Annotated in this window: 9 protein-coding genes and 1 pseudogene; 6 read left to right on the top strand and 4 right to left on the bottom strand. The window is 70.2% G+C overall.

Translation table 11 applies throughout. The features are described 5' to 3' along the window. Nucleotides 1-10 precede the first annotated feature (10 nt). Entirely contained in the window at nucleotides 11-565 is a 555-nt protein-coding gene (locus tag ACFU7D_RS14410) for an LURP-one-related/scramblase family protein (RefSeq protein WP_378868058.1), read from the bottom strand. Between the two features lie 109 nt (nucleotides 566-674). Here ACFU7D_RS14410 and ACFU7D_RS14405 point away from each other — a divergent pair, with 109 nt between their 5' ends. From ACFU7D_RS14405 to ACFU7D_RS14395, 3 genes are read left to right on the top strand one after another with little or no spacing between them, the layout of a single operon-like run. Further along, complete coding sequence (locus ACFU7D_RS14405) at nucleotides 675-2,129, top strand: basic amino acid/polyamine antiporter (RefSeq protein ID WP_378868055.1); 1,455 nt, start codon at nucleotides 675-677, stop codon at nucleotides 2,127-2,129. Between the two features lie 27 nt (nucleotides 2,130-2,156). Further along, nucleotides 2,157-3,407, top strand: coding sequence for an arginine deiminase (locus ACFU7D_RS14400; protein ID WP_378868053.1), 1,251 nt, complete (start codon nucleotides 2,157-2,159; stop codon nucleotides 3,405-3,407). Between the two features lie 17 nt (nucleotides 3,408-3,424). Next, nucleotides 3,425-4,492 carry a lysylphosphatidylglycerol synthase domain-containing protein gene (locus tag ACFU7D_RS14395; protein ID WP_378868051.1) on the top strand — a complete coding sequence of 356 codons (1,068 nt, stop codon included), beginning with the start codon at nucleotides 3,425-3,427 and terminating at the stop codon, nucleotides 4,490-4,492. Nucleotides 4,493-4,581: 89 nt separating this feature from the next. Here the strand turns inward: ACFU7D_RS14395 and ACFU7D_RS14390 are convergent. Beyond that, nucleotides 4,582-5,121, bottom strand: a pseudogene (locus ACFU7D_RS14390) (DMT family transporter); the annotation flags it as partial. Between the two features lie 333 nt (nucleotides 5,122-5,454). Here ACFU7D_RS14390 and ACFU7D_RS14385 point away from each other — a divergent pair. Further along, nucleotides 5,455-6,339, top strand: a complete 885-nt coding sequence (locus tag ACFU7D_RS14385) for a LysR family transcriptional regulator (protein ID WP_378868048.1) — start codon at nucleotides 5,455-5,457, stop codon at nucleotides 6,337-6,339. Nucleotides 6,340-6,476: 137 nt separating this feature from the next. After that, nucleotides 6,477-7,451: a serine protease gene (locus ACFU7D_RS14380; RefSeq protein WP_378728558.1), complete on the top strand. Its 975-nt coding sequence runs from the start codon at nucleotides 6,477-6,479 to the stop codon at nucleotides 7,449-7,451. Between the two features lie 24 nt (nucleotides 7,452-7,475). On the opposite strand, the gene ACFU7D_RS14375 is transcribed toward ACFU7D_RS14380, so the two are convergent. Continuing rightward, entirely contained in the window at nucleotides 7,476-7,730 is a 255-nt protein-coding gene (locus ACFU7D_RS14375; RefSeq protein WP_378868046.1) for a hypothetical protein, read from the bottom strand. Nucleotides 7,731-7,783: 53 nt separating this feature from the next. Then, the gene (locus ACFU7D_RS14370; RefSeq protein WP_378868043.1) at nucleotides 7,784-10,663 is read right to left on the bottom strand and encodes an ATP-binding protein; all 2,880 of its coding nucleotides are present in this window, start codon (nucleotides 10,661-10,663) and stop codon (nucleotides 7,784-7,786) included. Between the two features lie 123 nt (nucleotides 10,664-10,786). Here ACFU7D_RS14370 and ACFU7D_RS14365 point away from each other — a divergent pair, with 123 nt between their 5' ends. Continuing rightward, complete coding sequence (locus ACFU7D_RS14365; protein WP_378868041.1) at nucleotides 10,787-14,665, top strand: S8 family serine peptidase; 3,879 nt, start codon at nucleotides 10,787-10,789, stop codon at nucleotides 14,663-14,665. Nucleotides 14,666-14,687: the final 22 nt, after the last annotated feature.

The raw sequence follows: 14,687 nt of genomic DNA, 5'->3' as shown, positions 1-14,687 counted from the left end.
GTCGACCGCTTCACTTCGCGGGATGGACCATCGCGTCGACCGCGACGGTCACGGCCAGGATGAGCGCAGGATCCTCGCCGGGTGCGACCTCGACACCGTAGGTGTCCCGGACACGGAACCACTTCTTGGACACCTCGGCGATCTTGCGTCCGTCGGCTTCGATGTCGTACTCGTGGTCGACGATGTTGCCCTGGACCGTCCAGTCCTCGCCGTGCTCGCGGTCGACCTTCCACCGATCGCGCAAGGGCGAGACGAGCGCCTTGTGCACGAGCGCCAGCTTTTCGCCGTCGGCGTCCTCGATCGCCATCGAGTCCCGGATGTGCAGGACCCTGGTCTGGATGCGACAGATCTTGTTGCCGTGGGCGTCCTCGAGATCGAACGTGTCCCGCAGCCTCAGCGCCTTGCCATCGACACGGTAGACGCGGTCGCCGTCCTCGTTCTCGATCCAGTAGTCGTCACCGATCGAGATCATCTTCTGGCGCATCTGGAAGCGGTTGGCGCTCCCGCCGCGCCCGAAGGCCTCGCGTTCCTCTTGGCGCTTCTCGCGCCGGTCTCGAAAGCCCATCGTCGTCTCCCCCTTCACAGGACCCTCCCAGCGTCGTCGCAGACGATCCGGGGCGGATCACACGTTACGGGTGAGGCGGACGGACCGGATCGGGCATCGGATCGAGGGCATGAGTTCCGACGCGGCCACCACCAAGGCACCCGCTGCAGCGAAGATGAGTCTCCCCACCCTGACCGCCATGGTCGTGGGCGGGATGGTCGGCGCGGGCGTCTTCTCGCTGCCGGCCCGGTTCGGTGTCGCCACCGGCATCCTCGGATCGCTGATCGCCTGGGCGATCGCGGGCACCGGCATGCTCATGCTGGCGTTCGTCTTCCAGAGCCTCGCGATTCGCAAGCCCGAGCTCGACTCCGGGGTCTTCATCTACGCCAAGGCCGGCTTCGGGGACTACGCAGGCTTCAACTCCGCGATCGGCTTCTGGGCCAGCGCCGTGGCCGGCAACACCTTCTACTGGGTCTTCATCGGCGCCACCATCGGCGCGTTCTTCGACGGGTTCGGCGACGGCGACACCGTGCTCGCGGTCGCGCTCGCGACCGTCGGGGTGTGGTTCTTCCACTACCTGATCGCGCGCGGTGTCCGCGACGCCGCGGTGATCAACCGGATCGTCACGGTCTTCAAGGTCCTGCCGATCCTGGTGTTCATCGTGGTGCTCTTCATCTCCTTCGACGCCGGCGTCTTCGCCGACAACTGGGTCGCCACCGGCTACGGCGATCTCGGCAGCCTCGACGAGCAGATCCGCAACACCATGCTGATCACCACCTTCGTCTTCATCGGCATCGAGGGTGCCAGCGTCTACTCCCGCTACGCCAAGAAGCGTGAGGACGTCGGGAAGGCGACCGTGCTGGGCTTCCTCAGCGTGCTGTCGATCTTCGCGCTCGTCACCCTCTCCAGCTACTCCGTCGTCCCCCAACCCGAGCTGGCCGACACCCGGCAGCCGTCGATGGTCGGCGTCTTCGAGTCGGTGGTCGGCGACTGGGGCGAGGTGTTCATCAGCGTCGCGGTGATCGTGTCGGTCCTGGGTGCCTACCTCGCCTGGACGCTGATGGCCGCGGAGGTCATGTACATCCCGGCCCGTGCCGACGACATGCCCGCCTTCCTGGGTCAGGAGAACCGGAACGGCACCCCGATCACCGCGCTCGTGGTGACGTCGCTGGGGGTCCAGGGGCTCCTCGCTCTCACCCTGTTCGTCAACGACGCGCTCAACTTCATGCTCGATCTCTCCACGAGCCTGGCGATCCTGCCCTACCTGCTGGCCGCCGCGTACGCGCTCAAGCTCGGCCTGACGGGCGAGGCGTACGAAGGAGTGCCGGCACGCGTACGTCGCAAGGAGACGATCGTGGCCGGCATCGCGACGGCCTACACGATCTTCCTCTTCGACGCTGCCGGGCTGAAGTTCGTGCTGCTGATGACGCTGATCCTCGCGCCGGCGTCGCTGCTGTACATCAAGGCCCGCAGCGAACATGGCCGCAGGATCTTCAGTCCCACCGAGATCGCGTTGTTCGGCGCGATCCTCGTCGGAGCGGCGCTCGGCGTCTACGGCCTGTCAACGGGCTGGATCTCCCTCTGATCTCCATCCTCAACCGAAAGGCATCTCATGTCAGAGCAGAAGTCCGCGTACGGCGTCCACTCCGAGGTCGGCAGGCTCCGGAAGGTGCTCGTCTGCGCACCCGGCCTGGCCCACCGCCGGCTCACCCCCAGCAACAACGACGAGCTGCTCTTCGACGACGTGATGTGGGTCGAGAACGCCCAGCGCGACCACGCCGACTTCGTGAACAAGCTGACCCAGCGCGGTGTCGAGGTCGTCGAGCTGCACGACCTGCTGGCCCAGACGCTGGCGGTTTCCGGCGCCAAGGACTGGATCCTCGATCGCAAGATCGTGCCGAACCAGGTCGGCCTCGGCCTGGTCGACGACACCCGCACCTACCTCGAGTCGGTCTCGGACCGGCAGCTGGCGGAGTTCCTCATCGGCGGTCTCGCGACCAACGACCTGCCGGGCGACTTCCGCTCCGACTACGTCGGCCTCGCGCGGGAGTCGACCGGTGCCCGGGAGTATCTGATGCCCCCGCTGCCGAACACGCTCTACACCCGGGACACGACCTGCTGGCTGTACGGCGGGCTGACCATGAACCCGCTCTACTGGCCGGCCCGCAAGGACGAGACGCTCCTCTACAAGGCCATCTACCAGCACCATCCCGACTACGTCGGTTCGACCGTGTGGTGGGGCGACCCCGAGCAGGAGTGGGGGCAGGCCAGCTTCGAGGGCGGCGACGTGATGCCGGTCGGCAACGGGATCGTGCTCGTCGGCATGAGCGAGCGCACCTCACGCCAGGCGATCACCCAGGTCGCCAAGGCCCTCTTCGAGCAGGGAGCCGCGGAGAAGGTGATCGTCGCCGGGATGCCGAAGCTGCGAGCCGCCATGCACCTGGACACGGTCTTCACCTTCGTCGACCGCGACATCGTCACGCTCTATCCGACGATCATGGACGCGGTGCACACCTTCACCCTGGTGCCCTCCGACACATCACCCGGGGTCGAGGTGATCGACCACGGCGACGCGGCCTTCGTCGAGGTCGTGGCGCAGGCGCTCGGGCTGTCCGCAATCCAGGTGATCGACACCGGCGGGGACGTCTACCAGTCCGAGCGACAGCAGTGGGACAGCGGCAACAACGCGGTCGCGCTCGAGCCCGGCGTGGTGTTCACCTACGACCGCAACACCCTCACCAACACGCTGCTGCGCAAGGCCGGGGTCGAGGTCATCACCATCGTGGGCGCCGAGCTCGGCCGGGGCCGCGGTGGCGGACACTGTATGACCTGCCCGATCAGCCGAGACCCTGTGGACTTCTGAGCCGTCGCGGCCACGCGGTGAGCACTCTGGAGGGCCCCGACGTCAGCGACGCCCGTCCCGGACGTCGCGCCTGGATCACACGCATCGTCCTGCTGGTGGTGGCAGCGCTCAGCACCGTCACCGTCGTACGCCTGGTCGGGCGGGTCGACTGGGACGCGGCCCGGGACGCGCTGACGCACCTCAGCTGGTGGCATGCCATCGTGCTTCTCGCGGTCGTGCTGGTTCGTCAGGTCCTGCTGGCGATGCCACTGAGGTTCTTCATCCGCGGCGTGACGTTCTACCGGGCCACCATCAACGACCTCGGCGCGACGCTGATGGGACTCATCGCGCCACCACCGAGCGACATCGCGCTGCGGGTCGCGATGTTCAAGTCGTGGGGGGTCAGCCCCGCCAAGGGCCTCGCCGGGACGGTGATGAACTCGCTGACGTTCTACATCGCGAGGTTCTCGGGTCCGCTCCTCGGATTCATCCTGCTGCTGGCCGTCGGCGAAGCCCCGTCGTTCCGGTGGCTCGAGCTGCTCAGCATCGCGGTCGCGGTCGCCATCCTCGTGACCGTCCTGATGGTCGTACGCAGCGACCCGCTCGCGCGCACAGTCGGAACCCGCGCCGGGCGGATCGTGCGCCGGTTCCGGAGATCGGTCGACCCCGATCGCTGGGCGGATGCCTGCCAGAGCTTCCGCGCCGACATCGCCGAGCGGTTCCACAGCGGGTTTCCCCTGGCGGTGCTCTCGCAGGCCGGGATGATGGTCGTCGACCTCGCCGCGCTCGTTCTGTGCCTGCGCTTCGTCGGGGTCACGGCGGACGAGGTGGGCGTCGTCTGGATCGCGATCGCCTACCTGTTCGCCTTCCCGTTCACCGTGTTCCCCCTCTGGGGGATCGGGATCGTCGACGCCCTCATCCTCGCCGCCCTGGTCGAAGCCGGTGGCCCGCAGGTCGAGGCGGCGGCCGTGGCCGGGCTGATCGTGTGGCGGGTGTTCACCGTGGGCGTGCCGGTGCTGCTCGGCGCACTCGCGGTCGCGGTGTGGCGCCGTGAGGTCGCGGGGCGAAGCCCGGGCCTGACGCCCCGACCCGGCGAATCGGAGTGACGCGCAGGTGGCATGCTGTCGGTCTCCTCGACCGGTCCGGACGGGGTGCGGCCTCCGGCCCGTTCGGCTCCCACTCCGGCCGCCACCACGAGCCCGATCCCGAGGACGGCGATGAGGTTGGGCGCCTGGTCGAGGGCGAAGAACCCGATCACCAGCGCGATCGCCGGCTCGAGCGCCATGAGGGTCCCGAAGGCACCGGCGGTGAGACGTCGCAGCGCCAGCATCTCCAGAGCGAAGGGCACCACCGGCACCAGCAGCGCCAGACCGAGGCCGGCCAGCACAAGCTCGGGCGTGAGCTTTCCGACGATGCCCGGTCCGACCACGAAGGTGGCGACCAGGGCCGCGACCGGCATGGAGATCGCGAGTCCACCGATGCCGCTGACCGCGTCGCCGACCCGCTGGGTGAGCAGGATGTAGCACGCCCAGCACACGGCGGCACTCAGTGCGAACGCCACACCGACCGGATCGACGGCGCCGTCCCAGGGCTGGGTCAGGCACACCACACCGCCGGCGGCCACGAGCGCCCAGGCCCGCGCGATGCCGCGGCTGCGGAGGACAGCCACCCCGAGCGGCCCCAGAAACTCCAGAGCGGCGGCCGTGCCGAGCGGGAGCCGCGTCAACGCCGCCATGAACAGCAGGGTCAGGCCGGAGGTGACCACGCCGAGAGCCACACCGGCCAGCAGCGTCTCGCGCCTGAACGACGAGAGCCGCGGCCGGACGAGGACGAGAAGCACCAGACCAGCCCAGAACAGGCGCAGCCAGGCGACACCCGCCGGACCGAGCTGATCGATCAGCCCCACCGACGCGGCGAGCCCGAGCTGTACGCAGAGCATGGCCGCGATCGCCATCGAGGAGCCGGTGCGGGCGGAGGATGCGGGGCGGACAGCCGGTCTGAACATGAGGCCCAGTTGACCTCATCCCATCCGTTCGCGTCCACGTGACATTGCTGGACATTATGTTCGATGATCCGCAACGATAGACAGGTGGACGTACGCAGGCTCCGGATGCTGCTCGAGCTCTCTCGCCTCGGCTCGATGCATGAGGTCGCCGCCGAGATCGGCACCACCACCTCAACCGTGTCCCAAGCCATCGCAGCCCTCTCCCGCGACGTCGGCACGGCGCTCATCGAGCCTGATGGCCGACGCGTACGCCTCACCCCCGCGGGCCATCGCCTGGCCGAACATGCCGTCACCATCCTGGCGGCAGTCGATGCGGCGCGTCTGGACCTGGATCCTGACGCGGAGCCGATCGGCGTGGTCCGGGTGGCTGGGTTCGCCACCGCGATCCGACGTTCCCTCCTGCCGGTGATCGACGACCTCCGGAACACTCATCCCGGCATCGAGGTCCGGGTCCGTGAGCACGAGCCGCCGGAGGCGCTGGCCCTGCTGGCACGCGATGACGTCGACCTCGCCCTCGTCTACGACTACAACCTCGCCCCGGAGCCGTGGCGCAACGACCACGACACCGTCGCGCTGTGGGAGGTCGAATGGGGCCTGGGAATGCCGGCGCACGAGCCGCGCGCCCCACTCGCGGCCTTCGCCGACCGAAACTGGATCGTGAACTCGCGTCACACCGCCGACGAGGAGGTGCTGCGTACGCTGGCCTCGATGGCGGGATTCACGCCGCGGGTCGTCCACCGGGTCGACGCCCTGGAACTCGTCGACGAACTCATCCTCGCAGGTCACGGGCTCGCGTTGCTGCCGCGAGGGCGCACCTCCCGCCGTGGCGTCACCGTTCGGCCGTTGACCGACCCCACGGTCCGGCTCCGCGGCTATGCCGCGACGCGCCGCGGCCGGGACCGATGGCCACCCCTGCGGGCGCTCCTGAACCGGCTGCCCCAGGTCTGACCCGCGCGCAAAATACCGCCCCTCGTATCAGAGCCTGCCGTCGCCGCTCCTCGAAGGTGAGGCTTCGGTCGTCGTTCCGGAAGGTCCGGAACCCGAGGCCCACAGGGGGAATCAACATGAACAACGAAGATCTGTTCATGGCACAGTCAGAGGCGGTGCCCGAAGAGCTCACGGCCGTGGCCGCGTCGAAGGCATCGGCCGAGGAGGGCCTGCTCGGCAGGGACAACGTGGTCGGCGTCGGGGTCGGCCTCAAGATCAAGGGCGGCGAGCAGACCGAGACGCCGAGCGTGATGGTGCTGGTCAGCCAGAAGATGCCGACCGACCTGGTCAGCCGCGCGAACACCATCCCGAAGACGGTCGACGGCAAGCCGACCGACGTCCTCGAGGTCGGGAACCTGTTCGCCGGCGACACCAAGCTCATGGAGACCCAGGAGGTCGACGCCCAGACCCTCGCGACCCGGATCCGTCCGGCCCGCCCGGGGTTCAGCGTCGGGCACTTCAAGATCACCGCGGGGACGATCGGCGCGGGGGCGTACGACCTGAGCCCCGTACCGGGGATCCCGCCGCGCTACTACATCCTGAGCAACAACCACGTGCTCGCCAACTCCAACAACGCCAACATCGGCGACCCGATCCTGCAGCCCGGGCCGTTCGACGGCGGAACGGCGCCGGCGGACGTGATCGGCCGGCTGGCCAGATTCGTGCCGATCAGGTTCGACGGCTCGTGCAACAGCGTGGACGCCGCGGTGGCGGAGGTGCCCTTCCACCTCATCGACCGCGACGTCTACTGGAACGGCTACCCGGCCACCGCGGCCAAGGCCGCAACCGTCGGGATGCTCCTCAAGAAGTCCGGTCGCACCACGAACTTCACCACCGGCCGGGTCACCGCCATCGCGGCGACGGTGAACGTCAACTACGGCGGCGGCAGGGTCGCGAAGTTCTGCAACCAGATCATCACGACCAACATGTCGGCCGGAGGCGACTCCGGCTCGATGGTGCTCGACCTGCAGAACAACCCGGTCGGGCTGCTCTTCGCGGGATCGAGCGTGGCGACGATCCTGAACCCGATCGCGCTGGTCCAGCTCGCCCTTCAGGTGCGCGTCTGGCCGTGATCGGCTGAGGACCCGGAGATGCCCTCAGTCCTCGGTCCTGAAGGCGTCTCCGGTCTCCACCTTCACCGGTAGGCCCTCGCACTCCTGGGGCAGGGACCTCACCGCCGCCGAGGCCGGGTCGAGGGCATAGACCACCACCGCCGGTCCCCCACCCTCGGCGGCACCGATCGCGACACCGGCGATGCCCTCCCCGATCCACTTCTCGGCGACCTTGAGCGCTCGCCGGGATCGCTCATCAAGGGATGGGATCTCGGCGTACAGGTCGTCGTCCGCGTTCATGCCGCCAGCCTACGCCGGACGCCCACAGACCACGGTCGCGATTGCGAGCCGAATCATGGGCCGGCCACTTCGCCGTCCAGACTGAGCGCGCTGCTGTCTCTCCGTAGCTCCTCGCGCGAGCGGAGCCCGAGCTTGCGCAGCGCGTGCGACATGTGCGTCTCGACGGTGCGGGGCGAGAGGAACAGCTCGGCGGCGATCTCGCGGTTCGTACGCCCCGCGGCGGCGAGCAGCGCGATCTCCCGTTCCCGGTCGGAGAGGTCCGTGCCGTGTGCCCGGCGCCCGCCTCGCCAGGGGTAGGGAACGGCCACGCCGTGGCGACGCATGAGCTGGGTGACCCGGGCGATGTCACGCTTGGCGTCCAGTCCGCCGTAGGTGCGCAGCGCGCCTTCGAAGAGCGCCGGGCCGGAGTCCGCTGCCTGCGCACACCGCCAGTCGCCGAGCCGCTCCTCGACCTGTGCCGCGACGTAGACGAGTCCCGCGGCCGCCGCGGTGTGGCGCGCGGAGGCCAGCAGCCGTTCGACGGCCGCCGCCTCCCCGTCCGCCCGGGCGACCAGCGCCTCGCAGGTGCGCACCGCGGTGAGCGCGGCCGGAGCGTCGGCGTCACCGAGATGGCGGGCCAGGTCGGTCACCTCGGCTCGGACCTCGGCCACCGTCCCGATCGCGACGGCCGCATCGACCAGGCAGAGCATCGGGGCGGCGGCCCAGGCATGGAGGCCCTTGCGACCGGCCTGGTCGACCGCAGCCCGCGCCTGGGCGAGGCTTCCGTGGGCGTCTCCGGTGGAGAGCAGGAGCCGCGACAGCGCGGTCTGGGCGGGGATGAGCGGCCAGACCGAACCGACCCGCTCGCACTCGGCGATCACCCCGGCCAGCTGCTCGCGCGCGTCGGTCCCGGTCGCGGTCGCGGTCAGCACGAGCCCGTGCAGCAGGCGGGCGTCCAGGGACGCTGCCCCGAAGCCGAGCCCCGGCGTGGCGAGGTCCCGTACGCGGTCGGCCAGCCCGTCCCAGCGGCCGCACTCGTAGTCGGCCATCGCGCTGACCAGGGCATAGACCTCGATGACCCGCTCGAACCCGGCCGCCTCGGCGACGGCGCGGCCCTCGGCGACGAGCTCGTCGGCGCGTCGCAGGTGACCGCTGTGGAGCGCCCCCTGGGCCCAGTTCACCGCGGCCCGGGCGTGCTCACGGGGGTGGGCGATCAGCACGCCGTCGCGGCGTACGGCATCGATCAGGTCCCAGGCCTCCGGTCGTCCCTGCTCCAGGAGGAGCGAGCCGCGGGTGATCAGCACCGAGAGCCCGACGTCGGCCGCTCCGGCGCGCTCGGCCGCCGCCTCGGCCTGCTCGCAGCGCTCGAGGTGGGTGGCGATCGACACGTCGACCACGGTCTCGGGCACCGCCAGGACGGCGAGGGCTCGCGCCTGGAGGTCGGGGCGTCCGTCGAGGTCGGGGACGGCACGCTCGATCGCACGGAAGCCGTCGCGCGCGTGTCCCTGCTGTCGCTGGAGCCGGCCGAGCGCGAACCGGAGCTCGCCACGGGCCAGCGGTGGCAGATCCTGCTCGTCGAGGAGGCGGCCCAGGATCGGCATCGCCTCCGCGTGGGCGAGGCCGTCGACCGCGGCTCGGCCGAGCTTGGTCGCCAGGCGTACCCGGGTCTCGGGCGGCAGGCTTTCCATGTCCGCCGTCGCCTGGCGCAGCAGGTCGGCGGCGACGGCGTCGTTGCCCCGCCGGATCGCCTCGTCCGCGGCGGCCTCGGCATGGCGCACGAACTCCGCCGGGCGACCGGCCCGCTGGTAGTGGTGCGCGATCTGCGCCGATCGGGGCGCCCCCTCGGACTCCTCCAGGACCTGCGCGGTGCGCAGATGGAGCCAGCGGCGCGTCTGCGGCGGCACCTCGTCGTAGACCACCTGCTGGGCGAGGACGTGGCGGAACCTGCCCCGCCCCTCCTGGTCGTGCAGCAGCCCGATGGCGTACGCAGCGTCGAGCGCCCGCGCGACCTTCCGCAGGTCGTGGCCGGTGACCTCGGCGATCAGCCCGGCATCGACGGTCAGATCGGCGACCGCGGCCGCGCCCAGCACCTCGGCGGACAAGACGTCGAGGGCGGCCACGCGCTCGCGTACGACATCGCGCAGGGCGGTGGAGACCGAGAGCGCGGCGATCGCGTCGGGATGCCGCGGGATCTCGGCGGCGGGCTCGCGTTCGAGCAGGGTGCGGAGCACCTCCTCCACGACGAACGGGACGCCACCGGTCACCTCGAAGAGCGCCGCGGCGGTCTCCTCGGGTACGTCGGTGGCCAGGATCGTCCGGGCGAGCTCGCCGACCGAGGCCGGCCCGAGCTCGCGCAGCGTGACCGTGCGCGCCGGCCCGGAGACCGCCCGGGCGAAGGCCTCCCGGACCAGCGGGGCACCGGCCTCGGGCCGGGTGGTGACGACGATCGAGAGGTCGGGCGGCTGATGCGCGGCGAGGAACGCGAGGAAGTCGACGGTGACGCGGTCGGCCCAGTGCAGGTCCTCCAGGACGAGCACGCCCGGGGCCAGGTGTCCGAGCAGCTCGGTCGCCGCCCGGAAGATGCGGTGCCGGGCCTCCTGCTGGTCGGCCAGCGGCTCGGGTGGTGGCGGGAGGCGGTCGGCGATCTCGGGGACCAGGGCACTCAGGGACCCGACCACCGGGCTCAGAGCCGACCTCTCGATCCGGTCGGCGTGACCGCGCAGCGCATCGACCACCGGGCCGAGCGGAAACGGGTCCAGGAGGTGCTGGCAGTGACCCAGGAGGAACAGCCCGGCCGGATCAGCCTCGATGAGTTCACCGACGAGACGGCTCTTGCCGATCCCGGCTTCACCCTCGATGACCACGATGGCCGGAGCCGCATCGATCGCGGACCTGACCTGTGCCAGCTCGGCATCGCGGCCGACCAGGATCCGAGATGTGAGAGTGTCCTTCAAGCGTCCTCCCACTGGTCTGAGCAAACCTCAGTGTAGGACACGGATGTGTCCTCATCGTTACCACGCATAGCCTCCCCCACACCCCTTCCACGTGCCGTGGAAGCAGGATGCGAGGAGCAGGAAATGCAGGGCAATCCCCCGATCCGACGGTGGGCCCGTCGTTCGCTGGCGCTGGCCGCGACGACGGCCCTCGTCACGACGATGGCCCCCGATGCGAGGGCTGACGAACCGGCCGAGCACCCCGAGGCCACCCAGAGCACAGCCATCACCCATGGCGCGCTCAGCCGCGGCGACGGCGGCCTGAAGGTCACCAAGGCGGCCGACATCGCGGCAGCCAAGGCGAAGGGCGACAAGCGCGGGACGTACATCGTCCAGATGGCGCTCGACCCGGTCGCCACCTACGACGGTGACGTCAAGGGCCTCTCGGCGACGAAGCCGGGCAAGGGCGCCAAGGTGGACCCCGACGCCAGCGAGACGGTCGACTACGCCGACCACCTGCGCGGGCGGCAGCGCTCGGCACTGACCAAGGTCAAGGGCGGTGAGCCGACCCAGGAGTACGTCTACTCCTTCAACGGCTTCACCGCCGACCTCACCGGCGACCAGGCCGCGAAGCTCGCCGCGCAGCCCGACGTCGTCGCCGTCCACGAGGACACCAAGGTCGAGGCCGACACCTCCTCGACGGCCAGCTTCCTCGGCCTCGACGCCCGCAAGGGTCTCTGGGAGCAGCTCGGCGGACCCGACGGCGGCAAGCACTCCGACGGCGCGGGCGAGGACATCGTCATCGGCGTGATCGACAGCGGGATCTGGCCGGAGTCGAAGAGCTTCTCGGACCGCGACAAGCGGGGCAAGAAGGTCTACCACGGCAGGCCGAAGGGCTTCCGCGGCACCTGCGAGACGCCCGAGACCGTCGGCGACGACTCCTGGACGGCCAGGAGCTGCAACAGCAAGCTGATCACGGCTCGCTACTTCAACGACGGCTGGGGAGGCGACGCCGGCATCGCCGAGCAGCTGCCCTGGGAGTTCAGCTCACCGCGCGACTACAACGGGCACGGCACCCACACCGCGTCGACCTCCGGCGGCAACCACGGCGTCAAGGTGACCGGAGCCGCTTCGGCGTTCGGTGAGATCACCGGCATCGCGCCCCGGGCACGGATCGCGGCGTACAAGGCCCTGTGGTCGACCGAGGACGGCTCGACCGCCAACGGCTACACCTCCGACATGGTCGCCGCCATCGACCAGGCCGTGGCCGACGGCGTGGACGTCATCAACTACTCGGTCTCCGGGTCCAGCACCGACTTCCTGGAGCCGACCGAGGTCGCGTTCCTCAACGCCGCCGCGGCCGGGATCTTCGTGTCGGCCTCGGCCGGCAACTCCGGCCCGACGGACTCGACCGTCGCCCACCCGGGACCGTGGCTGACCACCGTCGCCGCCGGGACCCATGACCGCAGCACCACCGGAGCGGTCACTCTGGGCAACGGCACCCGCTACACCGGCGCCTCGGTCGCCCCCAACGGGGTCGGACCGGCTCCGCTCATCACCGGCTCCGCAGCCCGGCTCTCGGGGGTGTCGATCACCGCCGGCTCGCGCTGCTACCCGGCCAGCGACAACAACGGCAAGCCGGCGCTCGACCCGGCCAAGGTGGCCGGCAAGATCGTCCTGTGCCAGCGCGGCGGTGACATCGCGCGGGTCAACTCCAGCCGCGCGGTCGCCGAGGCCGGCGGGGTCGGGATGATCTTCGTCAACGCCTACGAGAACTCGCTCAACTCCGACTTCCACTCGGTCCCCACGGTGCACCTGGCCGACACCGAGTGGAGCGCGATCAGCGCGTACGCCGCCACCTCGGGCGCCACCGCGACGATCGAGGCCGCCACCATCCAGCGCGGCGCCGATGCGCCCTACACCGCCGAGTTCTCCTCCCGCGGGCCGCTCGTGGCCGGCAACGGCGACCTCCTCAAGCCGGACGTGATCGCGCCCGGGCAGGACATCCTCGCCGCGGTCGCTCCCCCGGGACAGGGCGGCATGGACTTCAACCTGATGAGCGGCACCTCCATGTCCGCGCCGCACGTCGCCGGCATCGCAGCGCTCCTGCGCGACCTGCACCCCGACTGGTCGCCGATGGCGATCAAGTCCGCGCTGATGACCACCGGGTCCGACGTACGCGACGGGGCGGCCACCGACCCGAAGGTGATCTTCAAGCAGGGCGCGGGACACGTCCAGCCCAACACCGCGGCCGATCCCGGTCTCGTCTACGACAGCGGTACGAACGACTGGCTGGCGTTCCTGTGCGGATCCACCAGCGGCGTACTCGACAGCACGTGTGACTCCCTCGAGGACTCCGGCCGCTCGCTCGACCCGAGCGACCTGAACACGCCGTCCATCGGGATCGGGCTGCTCGACGAGGCGCAGACCGTCACCCGCACCGTGACCAACGTGGGCCACAAGAAGGCCACCTACAAGGCGTCGGTGACCGGCCTGGAGGGTGTCGACGTCACGATCGAGCCGAGCACCCTCACGATCAAGCCGGGCGAGAGCAAGACCTTCACCGCGACCTTCGCCCTCGAGGACGCCGAGCTGTTCCGCTACCTCGGCGGCCAGCTGTCCTGGACGGATGGCTCGCACACGGTCCGCTCCCCCATCGTGCTGCGGGCCAAGCGGCCGGGCGCGGAGGACTGGGCGACGCGGTACGACGGTCAGCGCACCGCTTTCGGCGCCTCGACCGACGTCGGCACCGAGGTGCTCCTGAACCCGGATGGCACGCGGCTCTACATGAGCGGGTTCACCCGACCTGCAGGAGCGGGCGGACTCGCGCCCGACTTCCTCACCGCGGCCTACGACCCCAAGACCGGCGAGCCCCTCTGGGAGATCCAGTGGGACGGCTCGAACGGCGGATCGGACGAGCCGGCCGGCTTCGGGATGAGCCCCGACGGCGAGACGGTCTACGTCTCCGGCACCAGCGGCGGCGACCTCGTCGCGATCGCGTACGACGGGGCCAGCGGCGCCGAGAAGTGGAACACCAGTCTCGACGGCCCCGGCCAGGCCTCGGACACGGTCAACGACCTGGTGGTCAGCCCCGACGGCAAGCGGATCTACGTCACCGGCTACCAGAACGTCGGCGACACCCATCTCGACTACGCCACCGTGGCCTTCGACGCCGCGACCGGCGAACAGCTGTGGGTCTCGCGCTACGACGACCCGGTGAACGGCACCGACGACGCCCGGGCGATCGCGGTCAGCGAGGACGGTGCCACCATCGTCGTCACCGGTCAGAGCCGGGGCGCGGGCACCGGTCTCACCGACTGGGGCACCGTGGCCTATGACGCCGAGACCGGCGAGCAGCTGTGGGACGTGCTCCGCAACGGAAGCGCGAACGGCATCGACATCTCCGACCAGGTCCAGATCGCAGGGTCCACGGTGGTCGTCACCGGCGGCGTGGGCAACACCGACCGCCAGACCGACTGGGCCACCGTCGGCTACGACCTCGCCACCGGCGAGGAGAAGTGGTCCTCTGAACACGGAGGTGCCGGCACCGATGTGCCGCAGGCCACCGAGCTCACCCCTGACGGCAGCAAGATCCTGGTGACCGGCAACGTCGAGGGTGCCACGAACATGGACTACGCCACCGTCGCGTACGACGTCACGACCGGTGAGCAGGTCTGGGCGGCGACGCACGACGGCAACGCCCACGGCTCCGACATCCCCTGGGACGTGACGATCTCCGAGGACGGCACCCGTGCGGTCGTCACCGGCGAGTCCGCGGACACCGAGACCGACCTCGACTACCTGACCATCGCCTACGACATGACCGACGGCGAGAAGGTGTGGTCGGCGAGCTACGACGCCACCGCGGGATCGGACGGCGGCAACGGCGTCGTGCTCGACCGCGGGCCCGACGGCAAGCGACGCGTGTACGTCACCGGCGCCAGCACCATCGGGTTCGACCCCGTCGGTATCGACAGCAACATCGACGCGGCCACGGTCGCCTACTTCGACCCGTTCGAGTAGGTCCCTTCCCAGCGACGACGGC

The organism is Nocardioides sp. NPDC057577 (assembly GCF_042801335.1).
In the GTDB taxonomy this organism is placed as follows: domain Bacteria; phylum Actinomycetota; class Actinomycetes; order Propionibacteriales; family Nocardioidaceae; genus Nocardioides.
This window is presented reverse-complemented; position numbering and strand designations above follow the sequence as displayed.